We start from the raw sequence: 23703 nt of genomic DNA, 5'->3' as shown, positions 1-23703 counted from the left end.
GAGATTTGTCATGACCCTGCCAGCCGATCATTCCTTGCCATATATTTGCAAGCTCATGTGGCATTCTTTTAAAATACCGGTCTTTTATTTAAATGGGCATAAAAAGATCGAAATCGAATTTTCCGCTAATTTCGTAATGAATCCGCACTTCTCGTCCAAAAACAGCTGGTTGTCCCAGATATGCGCACCGCATGCCGGACATCTGCCCATTCTCTTTAGAACGGATGATTCGGAGACCTTTATCTCCGTTCCTGTTCGTACGGACGGTGAATTTAATGGAACCATTCTGCTTGGACCGGCAGCTGAAATGAAACTGACTGATACGGAAATTCAAGCTTTCGTGCAGAAGACAGGCACCGATCATGATCTGCACGACAAGCTGGCCGCCTACTATCGCTCCCTCCCCGTGCTTTCGATTACGGACTGCGTGTATGCCGCCATGCATCTACACTATATGCTGTATCAAGAAGTGCTTGACCCTGCCGATGTCTATACGCAGAGCCGTTCGGTAACGAGCTTGTCCAAAGAGATCGAGAATCCGGTCCTCACAATCTCCGAACGCCGCCAGAATACGGCCATGCACCATGATGCCTTGTTTGAGCAAAAATCGATGCAAGCGATTAAACAGGGCAATAAAGATGAGGTTATCCGCAACTGGAGGCAGCTCCCCCATTACGGCGAAGTCGGACTGCTTTCCAAAACAAGCGAGCTCAGAAGCCGGAAAAATCTCGCGATCACCGTCATCACCCTGGCAACCCGGGCCGCCGTGGAAGGCGGGCTGCAATATGAGACCGCCCTGACCATCAGTGATCTGTACATTCAAAATGCCGAAGAATTAAACGATGTTAAGGCGGTCGACCATTTCATTGAGGAAGTGCTGTCCGATTATGCGGAACGCGTGCATCAAACGAAACGGAACCGGTACTCCAAGCCGATCAATATTTGCCTGGATTATATTTTCAAGCATCTGTACGACCATATCAGCCTGAATGATTTGGCTCAAAAAGCAGCGCTTCATCCTAATTATTTATCCGCGCTGTTCAAGCGCGAGGTCGGCTATTCCCTGCGGGAATATATTCAGCGGACCAAAATAGAAGAGGCCCAATCCCTATTGCTGCTTACGGATCAGACCATTTCGGAAATATCGGCATTGCTGAATTATCACGACCAAAGCTACTTCTCGAAAATGTTCAAGAAATTCACCGGAGTGACCCCCATTAAATACAGAAACAAACGAAGCGTCCTGTGAACGCTTCGTTACATGACGCCGCACGAACATACATCGCAAGCGTTTATGACAGTGTCCGCTAGAGCGGTGACCTGGTGCTCAGAATGCCTTCACGCGGCGTTACGCCAAATGCCCGGGCCAGCTCGGCCAGCTCTCCGTCGGTAATCCGCTGCCTGATCGGCTGGTTGACAATGAGCATGTAGATTTGCGCCGCCTTCTCAATCGTTTCAATGAGCCCGAAAGCCTCGTCAATGGAGCTGCCCGTGCCGAAAATGCCATGGTGCGGCCATACCACGGCGCGGTGGCCCTTCATTTTCTCCGCAGTGGCTCTGCCGATCTCGCTGGAACCCGGCACCATCCACGGAATTACGGCAATGCCATCCGGGAAAACGACGATACATTCCGTACACATTTCCCAGAGCGTCTTCGTAAATTTATTTTCGTCCAAATCATGAATAAAAGTCATAGCAATGACGTTCGTCGCATGGTTGTGAATGACGACGCGATGGTTCGGGTCAACCTTCAAGCGTTCGATATGACTCATGAAATGGGACGGCAGTTCACTCGTCGGTACAGCGCCGTCCTTCAATCCCCACAGCAGCTCCAAATGCTCTCCATTCTTCGAGACGCGCAGTACGCCGAGATTCGCTTCCGGGTCGGCAACGACGTTCTTGAAATACTTGCCCGAACCGGTGACGATAAAATAGCGGCCAGCCAATTCATGCACGGGAAAGGCAGGCTTGATCGTTCGGATCACATGGTTAATATCCAGATACTGCAACACTTCGGCTTCGTCCAGAATGCAGCTAATATTCCCGCCGTTCCGCTCATCCCAGCCAAACCTCCACATATGCTGTGTAATTTGCGCCATTTCCTTCACAAAAGGAATCTCCAGCTTGCGCGTACAGGATAAAGGATGCTGTTTAAAAGTTGTCATCACGGTTTCTCCCTTTCTCTTGGCTTAAATGTTGTGCTTTAGCGTTGAAGCAGGGATTTCCTGTTCGTATATACCACACCGAGCGGATAGGGTTTGAACTCCGGCTCCAGCTTGACCCCTCTCTTCATCGTCACCAGTAAATCCTAAATTTCTTTGTTCTACTTACATCGTACCTGTGGTTATCTGTTAAGTCAACATGATCAAACATAATTAAATGTTGTTTTATCTTCTTTTGTTTATTTTTGTTAACATATTTGTAACAAATCTATACTTTTCTGCATTTTCAACATATAATGAGAAGCTATTAAAGGTACGGAGAAAGGAGTTTCTATGCTAGCAGCTGAACGGCGCCAAATAATGATCAGCATGGTGCATGCGGATAAACGCGTTCTCGTCTCGGAGCTCAGCGACAAATTCAACGTCACGGAGGAAACGATCCGCCGTGATTTGGAGAAGCTGGAGAAGGAAGGCATCGTCACTCGAACCTATGGCGGTGCAATATTAAACAGCCATACCAATGAAGACCTGCCCTTTACGACCCGAAATGCCACAAATTCGGAAATCAAACAGCAAATCGCAGCTAAAGCATTGGATCTGATCCATGACGGGGATACCCTGATGATGGATCCCAGCTCTACCTCGTTTGAACTGATGAAGCTTCTGCATCAGCGCAAAAATTTAACGGTTATCACAAGCTCGATTCACATTTTGCACGAATTTCTAAACAGCGGGATTCAAATCATTTCCACCGGGGGAACATTGCGTCCTAGGTCGATGTCCCTCGTCGGCACAAACGCAGAGGAGATCGTAAAGAAATACAACGTGGATAAAGTGGTCATGAGCTGCAAAGCGCTATTCCTCGGCAAGGGAGTCATGGACTCCAACGAGCCGGAATGCGAGCTGAAGAAGGCCATGCTGCGCCAAGCCGGCAAAGTGCTGCTGCTTGCGGACCATTCGAAATTCAATAAGACCGCATTTGTCAAGCTCATGGAATTCGATGATATCCACGCGCTCATTACCGACCGGGAACCCGAGCCGGCGTGGATGGACATGTTGAAGGAGAAGGAAATCGAAGTCGTTTTCTGACGCAAAAAAGGCTCTCCAGCCGGTTAGATGGCATATGGAGAGCCTCTTTCATGTTGAAATTCATCTCAGGTTAATACAACCGGTACTTATCGATCCCTTGGCGAATCGAAGCCAGCTCTTGTTCCGTCATTTCGTATCCTGCCATATCATGGGCCGCTTCCTGCGGAATGACGCCGGCAAAGACAAGGCAATGCAGCATTCTTAAAATGTACTTATCCATCGGCTCTGTGAAGGTCATCTCGGCGAATCCGTCCACACGCTCCGATAAGTCGAGGAACCTGGCGTAATCCTGTACGCGGTACGCCCTAATCAGATCCGCCTGAATATTCGGAAAAGCAGCTCCAAGGCCCACGAGCGCGCTCTGTGCTCCGCGCATCAGGGCATAACCGAACATCCTGTCTTCTCCCGTGATGTGCATCTGGCCTGGAAACTCTTCGGCAAGGAGCCGGGCGATGTTCTGCATCGTCATGATGCTGTCCAGCGTCGCGATCTTGATACCGATCACATGCGGCAGAGAGAGCAGCTCCCGCAGCAAATCCAGGGAATACGACCATCCACCCGCTCCCTCATACAAATAAAAGATGACTAGTGGAATGCCGAGCCGAGCCAACTCGCGGTGATATTCAGCCGCTGCCTCCTCCCGCTCATGAGCTGGCAGCTCGCGAAGAAGGACGGGCGGAAATACTAGCAAGGCATCCGCTCCCTCAGCGATCGCTTCCTCGGCCATCCTTTTACTATCTATCCGCCAGCGCTCGATTCGGGCTGCCATGCTTAAAGCAGAATCAGGCAGCGCTCCTGCCCCGGCAATGACTATTCGAGAGGGACCTAGGACCGACCGCCACAACCGTAAAATATCACGCCGCTGCCCCGACTGCAAATGCAGCCCCCGCCCGGTATGCGCCCATACCGCTACGCCGGCGATGTTCTGACGAGCCAAGTAAGAAGCGTATGCGGCCTGAGCCTCGTCGTGAATCCTCCCGTCCGCATAACGCGGAACCGGGACGGCAGGGATCAGCCCTCCCTGCAGGGATTGCTTGACTCGCTCCGCATGCTCCAACATGATTGTACTCCCCCTTTCTAGCAAAAGATGTATTAGTTCTTATCCCGTAAATAGTTGCGTACAAACTGCGCCAAATATGCGGCGCCATAGATCAGTGACTGCTCGTCGACGGCAAGCTCCGGATGATGCAGCGGGAACCTGCCTTTGCCTGCCCCGCCTGTGCCGACCAGCAGGAACGCGCCAGGGATATGCTCCATGTAATACGCCATGTCTTCGCTAGTCATTTGCGCATGCGCAAGACGATGGATTGCTTCCTGCCCGTACAGTTCGCGAAGCGCCTCTTCGGCGAAGCTGATCCACTGGCCATCATTTACGGTGGGCGGATATCCGAACTCATAGCGAACGTCAGCCCGGGCATTCATCCCCGCCGCAACCGCCTGAGCAAGTTCCGTCACACGATCTCGCATCCTTTCGCGGGCATCCGAATTCACCGCACGAACTGTGCCGCGAATCTCCACCTCATCCGCAATAATGTTAGGGATGCTGCCTCCGTGGATCGAACCCATGCTCAGCACAACAGCGTCCGCCGGATCGCTCTCGCGGCTAATCAGCACCTGCAGGGCCGTGAGCACGTGAGCTGCGGCGATGATTGCGTCGACGCCCTGATGCGGCGCCGCCCCATGACCGGAACGGCCATGTACCGTAATGTCGACATGGTCCATGCTGGCCATAATTGTCCCCGCCTTTACGCCGAAGCATCCTGTCGGCAGGTCCGGCCACAAGTGCAAGCCGATGATGCCGTCCACGCGCGGCGAGTCCAGGACCCCAGCATCGATCATGTGCCGGGCTCCGCCCAGCATTTCCTCCGCCGGCTGAAAAATGAACTTGACCGTGCCGATCAGCTCACGCTTTAGTCCGGTCAGCATCCGGGCGGCGCCTAGCGCCATGGCCATATGGCCGTCATGGCCGCAGGCATGCATCGCGCCCTCATGCCGCGATGCATAAGGCAGCCCTGTCCGCTCCTGCAAGGGCAGGGCGTCCATATCCGCCCGTACCGCGATGCATGGCCCGGGGCGGCCCGTTTCGAGCAGCGCCACGACCCCGGTACCGGCAACGCCGCGCTGCACCTCAAGCCCAAGCCGCTCAAGCTGCTCCGCCACGTACGCCGAAGTAATGAACTCCTGGAAACCCAGCTCGGGGTATTGATGCAAATGGCGGCGAACGTCTACAATTTCCTGTTCCAGAGATAAGGCGACTTGCAATAGGTTCATTTTACTCATAGTCGACTCCTTCTAGGTTCAAAGAATAAATTTGCCGCGGTCTGCCCCGTCCAGCAGGCTGCTCTTCCCCTACGATACTGGCAATTTCATATTTCTCCAAGGCCGCCATGATCCGCCGCGCGCTGCGAAGCGTAATACCGAAGCCCTCCGCGAGCTGGGCGGCAGTAATCCTCGACGTACCGAGCCTCCGGCATAACGAAATGAGCTTATTGATCGTACCCACACTAAGCCCTACCTTTTTCGCTAACGAAATCAGCTCTGGATTCTCGCTCCGCGCGGAATATTCCAGCTTCAGCTCCGAGCCCATCGGGCCGTAAACCATTCCGTCCTGCATAATCAGGAAACAGTTGCCGCCGCCGCCTGTCTTGGCCTTGAGCAGCGCTTCGCGTGCTTTGCCTTCCGCTTCATTGGCTGTACGGCCAATGCCAATGCCGATACTGGCATTCCATTGCAGCCGCTCCATGACTTCCAGCAGCAGCGGAGCGTCCTGGAATTTACGCGTCACCTGCTCGATAATTCCACGTGTGGTGATAAACGACACTTCATCCGAATTGCTCCATTTGATCAGGGACTGGGTTTCTTCCCCGAAATCGATAAGAATTTGCTGCAGGATAATTTTTTTGCGCTGGATGTCGTATTCGGAGGCTGCCTCTTTGGCGACTTGCTCAAAGTTATCGATGTTCATAATACCAACGGCGATTTGTGTGCTGCTATAACGAAGGCTCTTCCCTTCCAGCAGAGCGCAATTCAAAGCGTCCCGAATCGCCGATTGCGTCGGTATGACCCGGAATGCAGGAACGCCGAGCTCGACCAGACGATGATAAACCGAGGTTACACAGGTTACCGTGACCATTACTTTCCCCGCTCTCCACAAATCATAATGAAAAGCGACGAATTCCTCATGGCCCATACCCGATGCATAGGTTTTAATAAAAATATCGTGAATCGGCAGCCCGATTTCCCGAAGCGGCTCCTCCACCTCATTTCGCTGCAGCACATCCACACTGATTGGCAGCCGCTCATCGAAAGACAGAACATGCTGGCGGTAGCAATCAAACAGCACCTTATACAGTGCTGTTCCCGAATAAAACACGTGAACCATAGGTTTACCGGGTGATGCCGCCAAGGCAATCTGATAAGGGATCGGACCCGTAAAAAGCATTATATCCGCCTGATCCCGAATTTTCTCGATGATCTCAAGCGTCTCCCGTTCATGGCGGTAAGGCGCAGGGAGCATGGACAGCTCGGAAAAGAAAGATCCAATATGGAGCACCGCATCGACCAGGTCATGCGGACCGATGACTGCAACCTTCATGTTCATCGACACGTTCGCCACCCCCAAGATAGGATCACACGCCTTAATTCAGGACTGCTGATGCATATATTCGGTTAACTCCGCCAGCGACTGCTTCGTCAATTCCAAAACCTGATTGCCAAAATATTCGAAAGAGATGAAGCCTTGATACCCTAAGGCAATCAGCCTGCCCAGAATCGCCGCATGATTCGCATCCCCCTGCAGAACTGGTACGGCTATGCTTTTGCTCCAATCCTCATGATTCCAGTGGTAATCTTTAAAATGCACATGGCTGACCCGCGGATAGAATTGCTCCAGCACCGGGAGCGGATCGAGCCGGTCCACGCAAAGATTGAACCCATCATAAACAAGCTCGATTTCATTTTCATAGGGTTCCAGCAGCCTGTTTAAGCCGCTGGCCGAGTCGGCCAGCGTATGATTGTGAATTTCGACCGCGAGAGAAACACCTTGCTCACTGCAAATTTGACGCGCCTCCTGCAAACCTTGTGCGGCCATGCGCCAATGTTCGTTTGCCGCCTTTCCGGAGGATACATGTCCCGCAAATACGCGAATCCGCGGACAGTGCAGCGCTCTGGCCCATTCCGCCGAATACTGAAGACTCGCCAGCTCGGCTTGGTATGCTTCCCTCCCCTTGGTAAAATAGCAGTATTCGCTGATACAGGGCACTTGCAGCCGGTTTGAATCCAGCAAACCCCGCAGCTGGCTTAGCGTACCGCCCCGATCCAGGTAGTCTTCGATATGTCCGCGCCAGATTTCCATGCCTTGCAGCCCAATATTTCGGGCTTCGACAGCGATCTGTTCGATTGTCATCGCCTTTAATCCGGTCGTGCAGATGCTGAACCGAATGGAGCCCTGTTTATCCTCGTCACTCTGTATCAAGGGTTTGTTCCACTCCCGTCTCATCCGAGCGGTACACCGCTTCCAAGGCCGCGATGACCGATCTGGCGTATTCTCCCGTGCTGCCCGGCTCAGCATCCTGCCTGATCGCCTGCAGCAAATCTTCAAATTGCAATACGAACGGGTCAGCGCTGCATGGAGGCTTAACCTCCTCATACCGACCGTCCCGGCTCACCCACATCCCCTTGGCAGAAACGAGCCTGATCATCCCTTGTGTGAAAATCAGCTCCGTCTCATCTCTGGCTACGCCAGCGTAACCGGATTGCACGATCACGGCAGATACTCCGCTTGATGTTTCTAGAAAAATACAGCCGCTTCCCTCCACATTGCCCCTCGTTCCTTCGTAAGACAAAGCCGCCTTCACTTTCTTAATCCGGCTTCCCGTCAGCCACTGAATCTTGTCGATGGAGTGAGCGCCCAGATTCATGAGAATCCCGCCGCCTGCTTTGGCTTTATCCAGAAACCAAGCTGGGCGGTGCTCACTGAAATAATACAAATGGCGGGTATCCTGAATTGCGAGAAGCTTGCCAAGCACACCGCTCTCAATGAACGTCTTGGCCAGCAGATTGGCCGGCCAGTAGTGCTGAGTATGACCGACCATGAGCTTGACGCCCGAAGCCCTTGCCGCTCCCAGGATTGCATCGCATTGCTTCACATTAAGGGCCATCGGCTTCTCCAAAAGCAGGTGACAGCCTTGGGCAGCACACCATATTGCACATTCCTCATGCAAAAAATGAGGCAGTGCGATAATGACAATGTCCGGTTTTTCTATACGGATCATCTCTTTATAATCGCTGTAATAAGCAATGCCGTATTCGCCGCTTACTGTTCTGCCTCGCTCCTCGTCGATGTCAGCGACAGCTGCCGCGCTCAACTCCTTCATTTGCCGGATCGCATTCAAGTGGTTGCGCGAAATGATGCCGGCTCCGATGAGAACGACCCGATAGGGCATGCGATTCCCTCCTTTCTTGAGGATTACTTTATACCGGAAGAGTTTGCCTTGGCTCAAACTTTTCTGGTTACTTTATGCCGGAAGAGTTTGCCTTGGCTCAAACTTTTCTGGTTACTTTATGCCGGAAGTGTTTGTTCTTGGCGCAAATTCGTCCGGTCATTTTATGCCGGACGAATTTGTGCCTTGCACAAAGTATTTCTCCGCAAACAAAAACACCAGCAATATCGGAATCAAGCTCATCAACGCCGCGGCAACCATATATTGCTCATTGCCCGACCACTGCCCGGCCATGGATAGGATACCTATTGGCAGCGTGAAGTTCTCCTTCGACGTCAGGAAGATCGCCGGCGACAGTATCTCGTTCCACTTCGTCATAAACGTAAAGACAGCCAAGGTGGCGAAGGTCGGCTTGCACATGGGCAGGAATATTTTCCAATAGATCTGAAACGGGTTGCACCCGTCAAGCTTGGCAGACTCCTCGTAATCCTTCGGGATCATTAGGAACGCCTGCCGCATCAGGAATATGCCGAACGGCTGGGCCAGCCACTCGATAATCCACAGCGGTGTCAGTGTATCAAGCATATACAGCGATTTAAAAATAACGAATTGCGGAATGATCAGCACAACCGGCGGAATCATCATCGTGCCGAGCACGATCATGAACAGCGTATTTTTGAAGGGAAATCGCAGTCTTGCAAACGCGAAAGCGACCATGGAGCAAGAGATCAGGGCTCCGCACACGGACAGCACCGTCACGATAACGCTATTGATGGTGTATTGCTCAAATGCGCCCAGCTTCCACACCTCGGAGTAATTGCTCCATTGGATGGGGCTTGGAAACCATTTGGGCGGAAAGGCGGTATACTGGGCATAAGTTTTCAAGGAATTGAACAGGGTTGTCAGAAACGGCAGGATCATAATAAGCGAACTAAAAATAATGACGGCGTAACCGACGCCTTTGCGAAATCTATTCAGCTTCATACCGGAGCCTCCTTTCGACATGCTCTGCTGCTGTTCATTCGTAATGCACCCACTTTTTCTGAAGCGTAACCTGCAGGGCGGTAAGAATGAACAGGATAACGAAGAGCACCCAGGCAATTGCTGAAGCATATCCCATACGCAGGAAGGTGAAGCCCTCCTGATACAAATAAATCATCAGCACAAGGCTGGATTTATTCGGTCCCCCAGCCGATGATGCATCCAGCGCCCCTCCCGTCATCACGTAAATTTGCTCAAAAGCCTGGAAGGTGGAGATTGTGCTCAGAATGAGAACGAGAAACGTCGTGCCCGAAATCAATGGCACCGTAATATGCATAAATTTGCGGAATACGCCAGCCCCGTCAATTTCGGCCGCCTCGTACACGTCTGAAGGAACGTTCTGCAATCCGGCAAGAAAAATGACCATAATGTAGCCGATCCCTTTCCAAACGGCGATCATCACCAGCAAAGGAATGACGAGACGTTCATCCTGCAGCCATTTTTGCGGTTCCAGCCCTATTTTCAGCAGAAAAGAATTGGCCATCCCGAAGCGGGGATTAAATATCGCATCCGAAACATACAAAATGACCGTCCAGGAAGAAATAACGGGCACAAAATGCGCCAATCGGAAAAATTTCAGCCCCCGCAGCCGCTGATTCAGTGCCGTCGCTAAAATCAAGGCCAAAACGGTCTGCAGCGGCACGAACAGTATCGTGAAATATACCGTGTTCCACATCGCCTTCCAGAATACCGGCTCCTGGAACAGTTTCTTATAATTCGCCAGGCCCGCCCACTGCGGGGCGTTCAGAATATCATAATGAGAAAAACTGAAATACAAGGAGGCGAGCAGCGAACCAAGTACAAAAACAATAAAATGAATGATATAAGGGGTTACCATCAGCAGTCCCCACTTACTGTCACTGTTAAGGCGCCGCCTTCGGATCCGCGGGGTTAATGGTTGGACTCCCGTCCTTACTTTTTCCGTTTCTTCCATTATGATCATCACGCTTTCTGTCGCTATTCTAGAGGGCCGGCACTTGGCATGCCAGCCCGCAATCCATCAAAGCTATCAAATCAAAGGCGCTGCTCCATCATTTCTTATAGAATTCATCCAGCACCTTCTGTACTTCCTGATCCGCCTGCTTCATTGCCTGCTCGACGGAAACCTCGCCTTCGAATGCACGATTGATGCTGTCGTTGAATTTGCCGACCCATTCGCTCCATACCGCATTTACATCCAGCGTTCCAGCGAATTCGAAGCTGTCGAGGAAAGCCTGTTTATTGGCCGGCGATCCGCTCAGGAACTGCTCGGAATTCGCCACGGATTTCTTGACAGGCACCGCTTCGCCAAGTGAAGCCCATTCCTTCTGAACCTCATCCTCTGTGGCCCAGAATTTCACCCACTCCCAGGCCGCTTCCCCTACTGCGCCTTCGGCCTTCTTATTAATCACCCAGGAATTTGCAATCACCGGGGAGAAGCGTTTGCCTTCAGGACCTTTTGGCAGCAGCGTCACGTCGTAATTCAGGCCCGCTGCGTTCGCATCGATCGTCCGGGCGTATATGCCGATTCTCATAGCAGCCGCTTTGCTCGGGAAGGGGGCCATATTGCTCTGGAAGCTTTTTAAATCGGAGGGAGTCGGAAGCAGTTCACGCTGCATGCCGTCCACAATCCAGTCCAATGCGGCTTTATTCTCCGGTGAGTCAATGATCGACTGATCCAGCGTCTCGTTGAGCACCCCTCCGCCATACGATTTCAGCACCGTCATCCAACCTTCGGTGATGCTGAAGAAGGTGAGTCCGTATTGACTGATCTTATTTTTATCGAACGAGGGGTCTATGGCGTATTTGCCATTGGCATCCTTCGTCAATTTCTCTGCGGCCGCCTTCAGATCGTCCCAGTTCCAAGCCTCTGTCGGATACTCGATCTGGGCTTCGTCGAACATATCCTTGTTGTAGTACAGTACGGCAATTTGGATCCCCTGCGGCACGCCCCAGTACTTGCCTGCAGCGTCTTTATTAAATTCCAAGCCGTAGTAATCGTCCGCTTTTAAGTCCCTCTGAATCCATTCGGTCAAGTCCTTAAGCACGCCACGCTCCGCATATTTCGGAACGAGCACCCCGTCCGAGAGCCATACATCCGGTGCGCTTTCCGCCGCGATTTGCGTATCCAGCTTCTGAAAGAACTGATTATACGGGGAGGATTCCGTTTTTATTTTAATATTTGGATGCTTTTCCTGAAATTTGGCGATCAGCTCCTGCATCTTCTCATCCGATTGAGCCGAGGAATAAAATCCAAGCTTCAATTCCACATCTCCGCCGCCCTTGCCCTTGGTCGAACAGCCGGAGATCAGCAGCGCGGAAAGCAATGTTATCGCAAGCAGCAGCGCGCCCCATTTTTTGTACTGGCTTTTCAAGCTATAACCCCCTAAATGATTGGATTGTTCACTTTATTAAAGCGCTTTCTCATAATTGTGTCTGATTTGTGAACTGTGAACTTACTTTAAAATTACTGCATGCTTCCTTTTAGGGTCAACGTCCTTAAAAAGTCCTTTATTCTTGCTTTACTTATACCTTTATGATGTAAGGCCTCGCATCATTCCCGGTTAACCCGCCGCTGCGCACCAGTAACACCTCACCGCTGAGATGATGATCCCCGAAACGGTAGCTGCGCGGGCCTTGATGGGAGAACACGAACTCTTCTTTCCCTTGCTCCCTCTGCACCGAAAACGCCGTAGCCAGATGGGACGGAACCTGCTTGCCGTAACTGTCCAGCACCTCCAGCTCTTGCAGGATAGGCAGCCTCGCCTGCGGGCTGGCGCTCGGATACAGTAGAGTAATGAATTTGGTAAAACCGTTGCCCTTGCGAACGAAGGAGGCTTTGACCGAAGGAGTCTTCTCGTTATAATGACGAGACACCCAGCTTGCAGCCTGCTTAACGTCCACCTGAACCAACGGAATAATCCACAAGGCAGGACCTTCCTGGGCCGCAGCCGCATGTACAATTCCATCCTCCCGGACGGTTAAATCAAGCCCCTCTGCAAAATGAAATGGGATCGTATATTCATGCTCGCCATGGGAACGGCAAGTATCGACGATAACCCAGTAATCCGGCTTCACAAACAGCACCTGTCTTGCGACATGCACCGGCTGCTCCAATCTCCAATAGCCGTCATGCCCAGCCTGCACGTAATCGAAATCCGGACCGCTGTTCCAGTAACGGTCGAAAGGCCTCGCTACATCCGCCCATCGCCAGGAGCTAACGTACGTGGAAATCGTCTCCCCGTCAACGGATAACGTATTGTGCTGCAGCGACTCCATGAAATATTGTCTATCTTCCGTTTCCATATATGTGAATCTGCCCGGATCGGTAAGAAATTCGCGACCGTGCGCGAACAGGCTCACATGCAGTAAATCATCGTGCCCATGCGCCCGGATTACATCCATATGGCCGCCGTCAAAAACAAGATACTGCGCGCGGCTGCCCCAATCGCTGCGCATAAAGGCATATCCGCTGTCGTTCAGCTGAATGGACGTGAAGCTTGGCTCCTCAACTGCCAATTGATTAAAGCGATCGTATCCCCGTTCCCCAAAAAACCAAATTCCTTCGTAGTCCAGCCGCTCATAAGCCATTCGCTTCAAATCGCCGCGCCCGAACAGAACGGAACCGCGGCTAAGTACGTCCCGCATGTCTGTCCCGTCGCTGTCGCCGAGCATCGGCTGACGGCCATCAGGCTGAACAAACGCTAGCGAAGCGGTATACATGCGATTCAGCGTGTCTTCCAGCACCTCCGGCATTTCAATGCCATTCAGCCTGCCTAGCCATACCGATTCGAACAGGCAATGCAGCACCTCATGATGGTACATTGTGCACTGCTCGTTGTGCAGGCCGTCCGAATATACTTGCAGCCTGCACATTTCCGCCAGCCGCTGCAGCGCAGTCTGCAGCCATGTCTCGGCTTCCGCAAGTTCGGGGAACAACAGAGCAAGCTGAAACAAACCGTTCGTCTCCAGGAATCCCCAATTGCTCTGCCGATCATGAGGGACATATGCCAAATTCAAGTACATTCCATGCCTGCGGACCGCTTCTTTAAACAGCTTCTCCTCCGGTTCCCCCCACAGGGAACAGCGGCGAACGCAGTAATACCCCTTTAGCCAATGCGTAATCCGTATCCCGCTATCCAGCTTGCGCCACGTATCCTTGACGTTGTATGCCCGGTCTGCTGCAGAACGCACTTCTTCCTCTGTCAAAGGATTTTGCTGCATCCAGTCCTTCAATAGCCGGATGTATCCCTCGGCATATTTCTCTTTTCCCGTCAGCCAATAGGCCTGCCCGAGCTCACCCATATATCGCGCACGGTTCAGCATGACAAGCCATTCCAAATCCTCGTTATGCCGGTAATACCAATTAATGCGCTCCGGGAAGGCAACCTCCTCCTCGCAGCGCTCCATATCCCAGCGATGCGTGAAAATAAAGGTGTTCCGGCACGCCAAATCAGCCCGGTGCACGACTTCCTTCACTTCCTCCGGCCAGTGCTTCCGGCAGGCATCGACGATAAACCGGCGATCTTCCTCTGTCCAATAAAAACGCCGAACCGGCAGTGAACCTTCACTCATCCTGTATGCCCCCCTTCTCTTCTGCTCGTTCATGACTTGATCCAAACAGTCTCTGGCGATGCCTTTCGCCTGTCGGCGTCGCCGCAAGCCCCCCGAGCGCCGTCTCTTTAAGCGTTCCAGGCATCGCCTGGCCGACGCGATACATCGCTCCGATGACTTCGTCCGCAGGTATGATGCTTTCGATGCCCGCCAGCGCCAAATCGGCCGATACGATCGCATTGGACGCCCCCATCGCGTTTCGCATGACGCAGGGCACTTCCACGAGTCCAGCAACGGGGTCGCATACGAGACCTAGCGTGTTCTTTAGGGCGATCGCCACGGCGTGAGCGGACTGCCTTGGCGTGCCTCCGGCCATTTCAACGATTGCGCCGGCCGCCATAGCCGACGCGGAACCGACCTCAGCCTGACATCCCCCGGCTGCGCCGGAAATGAAAGAACGGTTGGCGATCACATAGCCGATAGCGCCGGACGTAAACAGGAAGCGGACCATTACATCACGATCCACGCCCAGCTCCCCGGCCAACCCGAAGAGGCAGCCAGGGATCACTCCGCTCGCTCCCGCGGTCGGCGTAGCAACAATCGTGCCCATCGCCGCATTAACCTCGTTTGTCGCAATCGCCCGGCTGACCGCTTGAAGCACCCGCTGGCCGGACAAGGTGCTCCCCTGCCGCAAGTAGCCCTCCAGCTTGCGCGCATCGCCGCCGGTTAAGCCGCTCCGCGATCTAATCTCCTCCGTTAAGCCGCGCTGTACGGCCTTCTCCATCGTGTCCAGGTGCTGAAACATTTTGCTGATGATCTTCTCCTTCGGCACGCCTGTGGCCAGCGCTTCCTCCTCGATCATGATGTCGGCTATGGCTTGGCCCTGGGCCTCGGCAAGCTGCACCAGTTCCTCTATTGTGCTGAACTGCATGGGTTATAAACCTCCCTTTCAATCACCCTTCTTACAAGGGCGGCAGAATCCGGACATGCGCTACATCAGCAATGCCTGCAATTTGCGATCCGGCGGAAGCGGATATCTCTTCATCCGTCTCAATGATCAATAGCGCTTCCTGGCCCTTCGCCTTGCGGGACATTTCCATTCTGGCGATGTTGATCCGCCGATCCGCCAGCACACTGGCCACGGAAGCGATCAAGCCGAATTGATCCTTATGGAATACGAAGGCTGTCCAGGCATCCCCCGACAGATTCATTTGAAATTCATCCGCCTCCAGCATGGCGATTTTACCGCCCCCGACAGAGATGCCCTTCACCCTCATTGCCCCTGCTTCATCCTCAAGGCGAATCCAGGCTGTATTGGGATGCTCCTCGGGCAAGTCTACGGTCGTGATTGAAATGGCTAGACCAATATCTTCCGAAATTTTAAGAGCATCCTTGATACGAGGATCATGGGTATCGAAACCCATCAGCCCGCCGACGATCGCCACATCCGTACCATGCCCCTGATACGTCTTGGCGAATGAGCCGCAAAATTCGATTTGCGCCTTATGCGGAACGCGGCCGAATAACCGTCTGGCCATCCGTCCGATGCGTGCCGCACCCGCTGTATGCGAGCTGGACGGCCCGATCATGACCGGGCCGATAATATCAAAGACGGAGCGGTATTTCATGGCGATCCCAGCCATTTCGCCAAATGGCGATGCACGAAATCATCATCGTTCAGATGGGGATAGGCGTGATATACCCGGTCGATTTCCTCCATCTGTCCTGGAGACAGCTGTTCCGCAGGATTCAGGCACCAGCGGCCCTCAAGCAAGCCTTGGCGGCGAAGCACCTCATGGATGCCCGGAATACAGCCATGAAAATCGTGCCCTGGGTCGAAAAAGGCAGCATTCGCGTCGCTGATTTCCATGCTGCGCGTGAGAAGCTCATGAGGTATGTTTTCTCCGCTTTCCCGCAAATCAATGATTTGCGACATCAGTTCAACCGCTTTGCGCGTCCAGACCGCCCAGTGTCCGAGCAGACCGCCAACGATACGCTTCTCGACCTTCATACCGCCGACCTTAAATCGGTAGGTCGTCAGCAAATCGGCCACGATATTGTCATCATTACCGGTATACAATGCGATGGATTCGCGTCGGCTCGACTCACAGACAGCCCTGACAACATCCAGCGTTTGATAGCGGTTGAAGGGGGCCATCTTGATCGCCTTCACGCCTGGAATTTCGGCCATTTCCCGCCAGAACTCATAGCTTAACCGTTTTCCGCCTACCGCTGGCTGCAAATAAAACCCGAAGACGGGAATGACGTCAGCGATCGCTTCCGTACGCTCTAGAAGCTCGGACTCGCTCCACGAATCCAGCCCGCCTGTACTGACCAGGCCCAGATCATAGCCAAGTTTAACGGCAAGCTCGGCTTCCCGCAGCGCCTGGTCCGTCGGCCCGCAAATTCCCGCGACCTTGATGAATGTACGATCCAGCCCCGCTTCATCGACTTCTTCCGCCGCCATGCGCAGAACCGGCTCAAACAACCCGATGCCCGGATCGCGAATTTCGAACTGGGTCGTATGCACGCCAACCGCTATGCCGCCTGCCCCCGATTCGATATAGTATCTGGACAAAGCCCGCTGCCTCCGTTCATCCAAGCGTCGGGACACATCTAGCGCCAGCGGATGGGCTGGAATTACGGTGCCTCGCTGCAGCAGCGCATCAACCTCCGGTTTCAACTGCAGGGCTGTCATTAGAACGCACCTGCCCGTTCCTGGAAATGCGTCGGTTTGTTCAACGTATCACCGCCGGCTTCGACCCAGCCGGCCGTCCATTCCATCATTTGCCGGAGCGTGACGCGGGGATAGCCAAACAGACGATGGGAATGCGAGGCATTGTTAAGGAGCGCCGTAGACTGCTCCGTTCCGGTAAATTGCGGAACTGTTCCAAGCAGTTCGCCAAAACGCTCCGCCATCCACCGAACCGATACCGTCTCTGGTCCGGTAATATTGAGCGTGACGGGAGGCGAGTCACACAGCAGCAAGGAGCGGATCGCCATTTCATTGGCATCCCCTTGCCAAATGACATTGACCTGGCCCATGCTTACATCGATCGGCGTCCCTTCTTTTACCGCCTTAGCGATTTCTAACAAGATGCCATAGCGCAGATCAATCGCATAATTTAAGCGAAAATTGACGAGTGGCGTGCCATTTTTCCGGGAGAAATATTCAAACACTCGTTCCCGACCAAGGCAGGATTGCGCATATTCGCCAATAGGGGCAGGAGGCGTCTCCTCAGAGGCACCGCCTGACCCGATAGGGGTAAGCGGATAAATATTGCCCGAAGAAAAAGCGACGATTCGCGACCGCGGGAACTTCTCCGCTACGCGCCCCGGCAGATAAGCATTCATTGCCCAAGTAAAATACTCACGGCCCGTTGTTCCAAACTTGTTACCGGCCATATAAATGACATTGCGCGCGGACGGCAGCTTGGCAAGCGCCGCTTCATCCAGCAGATCAGCTGCAATCGTCTCAATGCCTGCCGACTCCAGCTCGCCGCGTAAATCGCCGGAGGAGAAGCGGGATACGCCAGTTACTTTCGCATTAGCGCCAGCCGCCTCGATCCCTCGCTTCACCAGCTTGGCCAGACTTGGCCCCATTTTTCCGCCTACACCAAGGATGAGAATATCTCCATCCAGCTTGGACAAATCCTCTATTAAACGGTCAGAAGGCTCGCTTAACTTGCTCTCCAGTTCGTTTATCGTTTTCAACATTCTCACCTCTACTAGTTATATGATCAGATGGAAATCAATACCTCCTGTCGATTTCATTCTAGAATCGCCGTTATTATAAGACAACGTCTTTAAATCGACCTTAAAAGCGCTTACAACAACGTTAAAATAAATAAGGCCGGGGATATTTCCCCCAGCCTTTGTGGTTAAGCGGTCGCCGTAGCCTTCGATTCGTTGCGAAGTCTTTGTCTGGCGCGGTATAGCGTAATTTTGAATTTAGACAACGAAATTTCCATGAGATTCGCCGCTTCCTGATAAGAGAAGCCATGGATGTCGTAGAGCAGCACGGCCTGACGCTGATTTAGATTCAACAGCAACAATTGGCTGTAAAGCTCTTGACGGCTCTCCTCCCGAAGCAACCATGTTTCCGGCGTCTCCTCGCCTGCGAACTGATAGAAAAATTCATTTTCATAGGAAGAGGAACGACTCTCCTTGCGCAGCTTATCTATGTAAGCATTATGCGACACCCGGAACAGCCAGGGCTTAACTTTTTTCTCCGGCAGCTGCTCCAGGTGGGACCATGCCCGGCAGAACGTCTCTTGTGTCAAATCCTCTGCGGTATGGTGGTTCCGGCATAAGTAAAACAGATACCGGTATACGTCATTTTTATAATCACGGTAAGCTTTGTCGATCGATAATACGCTCATTCCCTATTCTCCCCTTCGTTATTCTCTCTCTAACTTTGGAATCCGTAATCCAGCAATTTGACCGAGTCCGACCAAACTCCCTGCTCCGTCGAATGAAGAACAACGGAAATCAACTCTTTGTCATTTCGGACTGCCGACCCAACCAGACAATAACCTGCCTTCTCGGTGTATCCCGTCTTGATGCCGTTAGCTCCCTGAAAATACCACTCATTATCGCTTTGAATCAGTCTGTTGCGATTACGAAAAGCAGTGGTTTTCCCCGTACCCTCTGTATAGTGAAACGCCTCGCCAACGATGCCCTGAAAGGCTTCATGACTCATCGCAGCTTGGGCGATGACTGCGATATCCCGCGCCGTCGTATAATGATCCGGATCATGCAGCCCATGCGGATTGACGAAATGGCTGTTCTTCGCACCAAGCTCCTTAGCCCGCTGATTCATCAGCCCGGCAAAATAAGCTGTCGCTTCCTCCGGCTCCAGCTTTCGGCCCGTTTCTTTCTCCGCAATATATACCGCCGCGGTTCTTGCCGCATCGTTCCCTGAGGGGAGCATCATCGCAGCGATCAGATCCCGAACCGGCAGCTGGTCCCCTTCGTGCAAGCCTGCCGTGCTCTCATCGGCTGTACGAAGCCGCGCTTCCTTGCCGACCGTTACAAGCTCATCGGGATTGCCTCTTTCGAGCACGATCAGCGCCGTTAATATCTTGGTTGTGCTGGCAGGATACATTCGCTTTTTACCATTATGGGCATATAAGATTTTTCCGGTCTCCCGATCCATGACGAGCATGGCTTTTCCTTCCACGCCGCCTAGCCCGGGGGCTGTAATCACACGCCAATGCGCTTTTGCTTTATTCATGAACGCTGATGCGCTCAGGTGCAGACGATCAAGCTGAGGAGAGTTGGCCAGGAGCAGCAGTCCGATGACTGCAAACAGTACAAGCCCTTTTTTTCGCAAGAACTGGTAACCCCTTTCCTCCTTGCGCAAGCATAGGTCAGTTGAATTCGATAGTTCCATTATCGGGGTCAGAGTTTTCTTTCCGCGTAAGAAATTATTAAGATTATCTTAAGATTTTGCTGCAAATTTCTTAAACTTTCCGTCCAGTAAGCTCGAACAGCGTAATATAGCAAAAAACGCGCCTCCCCTGTAGGGATGACGCGTCTTTGACAGACGGATCTAAAATAGCATTTTTCTCTTATGTTTCTTCCTAAGCGTGTATTCCAATTCCTTCAAATACTTATGCCTTTCCTCCCTGTAAAGCGAATATCGGTTTCTGCCAAGCTTCTTGGCATGATACATCGCGAGATCGGCTTCAGCCATCATTCGCTGCCGGTCGACCTTACGCCCTTCACTAATACTGATCCCGATGCTCCCGGTGACCTTGATGTTACGCCCCTGAATTTCAAACGGCCGGCTGATTTTATCCAAGATTAGCGCCGCCAATATCTCCACTTTGTTCGGATCGCAATTTTTCATGATAAACACGAACTCATCGCCTCCGATGCGAAAAGCCAGCTGGTTTTTATTCGTGATTTGGCGCAGGCCGATACTGACATCATGCAGGAGCTGATCCCCCGCCATATGACCGTATGTGTCATTAATCTCTTTGAAATGATCCAGATCTAGAGACAATACAGCCAGATGATCCTTCCCTTTATGACGTGCCCAGAAATGATCGAACCCATTTCGATTCATAAGCCCAGTGACGGCATCGGTATAAGCCAGCTTCATCAGGTCTGCTCTCTCACGGAGCAGCGACCGGAGAATAATGGTCATCCCGACAAGCACTGCACTTAAAACTCCGATAATTATGATATACATCGTTCCTGCATGTTCTGCCATACTCTTATCACATCCCATTTCATAAAAAGAACTATAAACAGCGAAGGATCAAGGTCGGTCAGGCTGTGATTTGGGCTTAGGTATCTGAAAAGCCACCCTAGTTCCTTCGCCAGGAACGCTGCTTATATGTAAACCCTGTCCATAGAGCTGTTTCAAGCGCCGGTCTGTATTGATAAGCCCGATCCCGCGGCGCGAATGGGCGTCGGTCTCAAGAAGGCATCGCAGCTTCTCTTCCTCAATGCCTACGCCGTCATCCTCAACGATGATCTCTGTATAGTCTGGGTGATTATGGATGCGGATCGTTACCGTACCTCCGCTTACCCGTGTCAGCAGGCCGTGTCTGACCGAATTTTCCACGATGGGCTGCACGGATAGGGGAGGTATCTGAACGCTGCTGTAATCCTGCAAGTCCCAGACCACCTGCAGACGGTCACCGAAGCGCTCCTTCTCAATGTACAAATAAGAATGCAGCATCTCAAGCTCATGTTCAATCGGCACGAGCCGCTGCAAATTGCGCACATCAAAACTGGTCCGCAAATAGCTGCCAAACCGCTCGAGAAGAACTACCATTCGTGACGTATCCATAACACTGAGCGATGCCACGGAGTTTAGCGTGTTATACAGAAAGTGCGGCTGAATCTGTGCCTGAAGCCAAGCGGCCTCCATGTGCAGACGCTCCATAATCGACCGCTTTAAGGCAATCAAAGCCTGCACCCTTGTTTTTAGCTCCAGCGCATCCATTGGCTTGCTTAAGTAATCATTCGCTCCGGCCTTGAACCCGGCTTCGATATCCTGAGACCTGCTTCTTGCCGTCAGGAGCAGGATCGGCAGCTCGGAAATCGTATATTTGCGGCGAATTTCCCGCGTCAGCTCGTACCCCGATATATTTGGCATCATGACATCGGAAATGACGAGGTCCCACTCCCCCGAGTCAAGGAGCTGCAACGCTTCCTCGGCGGTGGTTACGGCCGAAATATGATAGTGCTCTTGAGAAAGGATATGCTGCAGTATTTTTAGATTTACCGGATCGTCATCCACAGCGATTATTTTGGGCTGGCTGTCCCACTGGACTGTCTCCTGCTCCGGAGCGGATTCCTCTGCAACGGCCGGCTCGGCTAACCTGTCAGCAGAAGTTAAAAATAAATAGGCTGCATCGTCCTCCCCGGATTCCCCTTGTTCTGGTGCCGCTTGATCTTGATCGGCCACGGCCAGAGGCAGCGAGAAGCTGAATACGGAGCCTTGACCGGGCACGGATTGCAGCTCCAAGCTGCTTCCATGCAGCTCGACAAATTGCTTGCAAATGCTGAGCCCTAGTCCCAGTCCGCCTTGTATGGCCGGTGAATTAGAAGTCCCCTGATGATACGGTAAAAATACTCTGCGCTGAGTCTCTTCGTCCATGCCAATGCCAGTGTCTCTAACGTAAATACGAGCCTCGTTCTCATGCACTTCTGCCGATAGTACGATGAAGCCTTCGTTTGTATATTTAATTGCGTTATGCAGCAAATTGAACAGGATTTGCACCAGCCTGTTCTCGTCGGCAAGCACGCGCGGAAACGCATCAGGCACATCCAGCACCATTTCCAGCTTTTTCGTATCGCTTAAATAACGAAGCATCTCGACTACGCCGGAAGCCGTCGCCTGCACACTCACGCTCTGCTTATCCAGCCGGATTTGTCCCTCTCGGAGCAATGAAACGTCCAGCAGATCATTGAGCTGAAGCGACAGGCGCTGACCGATCTGGATCAAGAGCTTCAGGTCGCTGCGATGCCTGTCTATCAGACGATTCTGTCCGTTATCCAGCACCGCCTGTGCCATGTTGATCATGCCGTGCAGCGGATTACGCAGCTCGTGTGAAGTATTGGCGAGGAATTCGTCTTTTCGCTTGTCTTCCTCTTGCAGCCGTTCAGCAAGCCTTTTCGCATGAAATGTCGTCTGTGCGAACCGGATGAACCAGAAGGCCGCAAAACTGACAAAGGCAATGATCAAATCCAGCGGGTAGTAAGGCATATCCGCCCAAAATCTACTCTTGATGATTCCGCCAATAAATATATTTAAGGAGACGGCAGCAGCCGCCATAAGAACGAATACGGCCGACTTCTCTCCTTCCCGAATAGAGCGGAATGCGAAGTAGGGAACAAGAATAATGACAGCAAGCATAATGATAAGTAGTAAATGATTACCCACCCTCAAATAGCGGTCCGGTAAAACGATCATAAGCAGCATGCCTGCAGCGCTAAACACGAGAAGCGCGCGAACGGTTCTTCTATTCTCCTTTCGGCCTAGAAGAGATTTCGTGCACAGCATCAGAAAAATAGCCAAGCAAATGTAGATGATAATCTTCAGTTTAAAGACCCATGCCATAGGCATAGGCAGCCATACCAGAAGCAGCTTATCGTCGTCCGTTAACACGGAGAGGACGGCAAAAAAAATCATAAGCGCAAAGTAAAGCAATTCTTTGCCGCGATGACCAAGCCCAAACAAAATTCCGGCATATATGCCATGCAGCAGCAATACGACGCATACGACGATCTGCAGCATTTCGGACAGCAGCCTCTCATTCATCATGGCCGTAGCCGTTCCAAATTTTACGGACTGTACTATACCGCCCATGCCGTAGATATGAAAATTCGAGACATGGAGGAGAACCTCAACTTCAGATTTAGCAGTGTGAAAATTAACGGAATAAGGAACGTTTCTTGCTTTGTTGTGTTCCTTTGTCTCTGCAGGGTGTCCCATTTCGTCATACATTTGACCGTTTATATACAATCGTGATGCTGACTGGACATTCGGAAGCTGAATCGAATATACGCCGTCCGTATCCTGAATCAAAACTCGAAGACGGTAAGTTCCATAGCCGAATTTTTGGTTTATGGAAGAGCTCCATTTTCCCGGCACCTGCATGTAGAGTCTATCGAGTTCATCCCGCTGCTCTCCGCTTGCTGCTGGACTTACAAATTGCCCGGGGTAGAATTCCCACTCTCCATTCAGTGTAATTACCTGCCGATCGCTGAACTGCCAATGTCTAAGGTCCAGTTCTCCACGTTCTGCCTGAGGATGCTCGGGCATGATGCGAAAGGAGTACCAGAGCATCCTCAGGCTGACCAGCACAAGTAAAAATATACCGAGATAAATAAATACTTTTTTCGTTGTCATCTGCTTTTTTGAAATGGACAAGGATCAACAATTCCTTTATGGTAAGATTGTAGACCATGCCTCA

20 protein-coding genes are annotated in these 23703 nt (G+C 52.2%); 2 read left to right on the top strand and 18 right to left on the bottom strand.

The genetic code is table 11. From position 1 onward, the window contains the following. Positions 1 to 10 precede the first annotated feature (10 nt). Positions 11 to 1249: an AraC family transcriptional regulator gene (locus MKX50_RS11690; RefSeq protein ID WP_213588506.1), complete on the top strand. Its 1239-nt coding sequence runs from the start codon at positions 11 to 13 to the stop codon at positions 1247 to 1249. Between the two features lie 58 nt (positions 1250 to 1307). On the opposite strand, the gene rhaD is transcribed toward MKX50_RS11690, so the two are convergent. Further along, positions 1308 to 2165, bottom strand: a complete 858-nt coding sequence (gene rhaD / locus MKX50_RS11685; protein ID WP_339159729.1) for a rhamnulose-1-phosphate aldolase — start codon at positions 2163 to 2165, stop codon at positions 1308 to 1310. 330 nt (positions 2166 to 2495) lie between these two features. Here rhaD and MKX50_RS11680 point away from each other — a divergent pair, with 330 nt between their 5' ends. Next, the gene (locus tag MKX50_RS11680) at positions 2496 to 3251 is read left to right on the top strand and encodes a DeoR/GlpR family DNA-binding transcription regulator (protein WP_213588508.1); all 756 of its coding nucleotides are present in this window, start codon (positions 2496 to 2498) and stop codon (positions 3249 to 3251) included. A 70-nt stretch (positions 3252 to 3321) separates the two neighbouring features. On the opposite strand, the gene MKX50_RS11675 is transcribed toward MKX50_RS11680, so the two are convergent. From MKX50_RS11675 to MKX50_RS11595, 17 genes are all read right to left on the bottom strand, one after another. Next, positions 3322 to 4311 carry a dihydrodipicolinate synthase family protein gene (locus MKX50_RS11675; RefSeq protein ID WP_213588509.1) on the bottom strand — a complete coding sequence of 330 codons (990 nt, stop codon included), beginning with the start codon at positions 4309 to 4311 and terminating at the stop codon, positions 3322 to 3324. 32 nt (positions 4312 to 4343) lie between these two features. Then, on the bottom strand, positions 4344 to 5531 hold the full coding sequence (locus tag MKX50_RS11670) for a M20 family metallopeptidase (RefSeq protein ID WP_339159728.1): 1188 nt from the start codon (positions 5529 to 5531) through the stop codon (positions 4344 to 4346). After that, positions 5524 to 6852, bottom strand: a complete 1329-nt coding sequence (locus MKX50_RS11665; protein WP_339159727.1) for a transcriptional regulator — start codon at positions 6850 to 6852, stop codon at positions 5524 to 5526. Before MKX50_RS11665 ends, MKX50_RS11670 begins: the two co-directional genes overlap by 8 nt. A gap of 42 nt (positions 6853 to 6894) precedes the next feature. After that, positions 6895 to 7725, bottom strand: coding sequence for a sugar phosphate isomerase/epimerase family protein (locus MKX50_RS11660; RefSeq protein ID WP_339159725.1), 831 nt, complete (start codon positions 7723 to 7725; stop codon positions 6895 to 6897). After that, complete coding sequence (locus tag MKX50_RS11655) at positions 7712 to 8695, bottom strand: Gfo/Idh/MocA family oxidoreductase (RefSeq protein WP_339159723.1); 984 nt, start codon at positions 8693 to 8695, stop codon at positions 7712 to 7714. Before MKX50_RS11655 ends, MKX50_RS11660 begins: the two co-directional genes overlap by 14 nt. Positions 8696 to 8851: 156 nt before the next feature. Then, a complete protein-coding gene (locus tag MKX50_RS11650; protein WP_213588514.1) occupies positions 8852 to 9676 on the bottom strand; it encodes a carbohydrate ABC transporter permease in 825 nt (274 codons plus the stop codon). 34 nt (positions 9677 to 9710) lie between these two features. Next, entirely contained in the window at positions 9711 to 10667 is a 957-nt protein-coding gene (locus tag MKX50_RS11645; protein WP_339160095.1) for a sugar ABC transporter permease, read from the bottom strand. Between the two features lie 97 nt (positions 10668 to 10764). Further along, the gene (locus tag MKX50_RS11640) at positions 10765 to 12087 is read right to left on the bottom strand and encodes a sugar ABC transporter substrate-binding protein (RefSeq protein WP_339159720.1); all 1323 of its coding nucleotides are present in this window, start codon (positions 12085 to 12087) and stop codon (positions 10765 to 10767) included. 151 nt (positions 12088 to 12238) lie between these two features. Beyond that, positions 12239 to 14287, bottom strand: a complete 2049-nt coding sequence (locus MKX50_RS11635; RefSeq protein ID WP_339159719.1) for an alginate lyase family protein — start codon at positions 14285 to 14287, stop codon at positions 12239 to 12241. Beyond that, entirely contained in the window at positions 14280 to 15197 is a 918-nt protein-coding gene (gene sdaAA / locus MKX50_RS11630) for an L-serine ammonia-lyase, iron-sulfur-dependent, subunit alpha (RefSeq protein ID WP_213588518.1), read from the bottom strand. The genes MKX50_RS11635 and sdaAA overlap by 8 nt, the downstream gene beginning before the upstream one ends. 31 nt (positions 15198 to 15228) lie before the next feature. Then, on the bottom strand, positions 15229 to 15909 hold the full coding sequence (gene sdaAB, locus MKX50_RS11625; protein WP_339159718.1) for an L-serine ammonia-lyase, iron-sulfur-dependent subunit beta: 681 nt from the start codon (positions 15907 to 15909) through the stop codon (positions 15229 to 15231). Next, positions 15891 to 16964 carry a dihydrodipicolinate synthase family protein gene (locus MKX50_RS11620; RefSeq protein WP_339159717.1) on the bottom strand — a complete coding sequence of 358 codons (1074 nt, stop codon included), beginning with the start codon at positions 16962 to 16964 and terminating at the stop codon, positions 15891 to 15893. The genes sdaAB and MKX50_RS11620 overlap by 19 nt, the downstream gene beginning before the upstream one ends. Next, positions 16964 to 17980, bottom strand: a complete 1017-nt coding sequence (locus MKX50_RS11615) for an NAD(P)-dependent oxidoreductase (RefSeq protein ID WP_213589379.1) — start codon at positions 17978 to 17980, stop codon at positions 16964 to 16966. Before MKX50_RS11615 ends, MKX50_RS11620 begins: the two co-directional genes overlap by 1 nt. A 167-nt stretch (positions 17981 to 18147) precedes the next feature. Further along, positions 18148 to 18648 carry a sigma-70 family RNA polymerase sigma factor gene (locus tag MKX50_RS11610; protein ID WP_213588521.1) on the bottom strand — a complete coding sequence of 167 codons (501 nt, stop codon included), beginning with the start codon at positions 18646 to 18648 and terminating at the stop codon, positions 18148 to 18150. Between the two features lie 29 nt (positions 18649 to 18677). Continuing rightward, the gene (locus MKX50_RS11605) at positions 18678 to 19601 is read right to left on the bottom strand and encodes a D-alanyl-D-alanine carboxypeptidase family protein (RefSeq protein WP_339159714.1); all 924 of its coding nucleotides are present in this window, start codon (positions 19599 to 19601) and stop codon (positions 18678 to 18680) included. A 219-nt stretch (positions 19602 to 19820) separates the two neighbouring features. Further along, positions 19821 to 20486: a GGDEF domain-containing protein gene (locus MKX50_RS11600; protein ID WP_213588522.1), complete on the bottom strand. Its 666-nt coding sequence runs from the start codon at positions 20484 to 20486 to the stop codon at positions 19821 to 19823. A gap of 48 nt (positions 20487 to 20534) precedes the next feature. Next, positions 20535 to 23639 (bottom strand): ATP-binding protein, encoded by a 3105-nt coding sequence (locus tag MKX50_RS11595; RefSeq protein WP_339159713.1) that lies wholly within the window; start codon positions 23637 to 23639, stop codon positions 20535 to 20537. Positions 23640 to 23703 lie beyond the last annotated feature (64 nt).

Origin of the sequence: Paenibacillus sp. FSL W8-0186, assembly GCF_037969765.1 — a bacterium.
In the GTDB taxonomy this organism is placed as follows: Bacteria; Bacillota; Bacilli; order Paenibacillales; family Paenibacillaceae; genus Fontibacillus; species Fontibacillus woosongensis.
The sequence above is the reverse complement of the archived record's forward strand: the minus strand, read 5'-3'. Positions and strand labels throughout refer to the sequence as shown.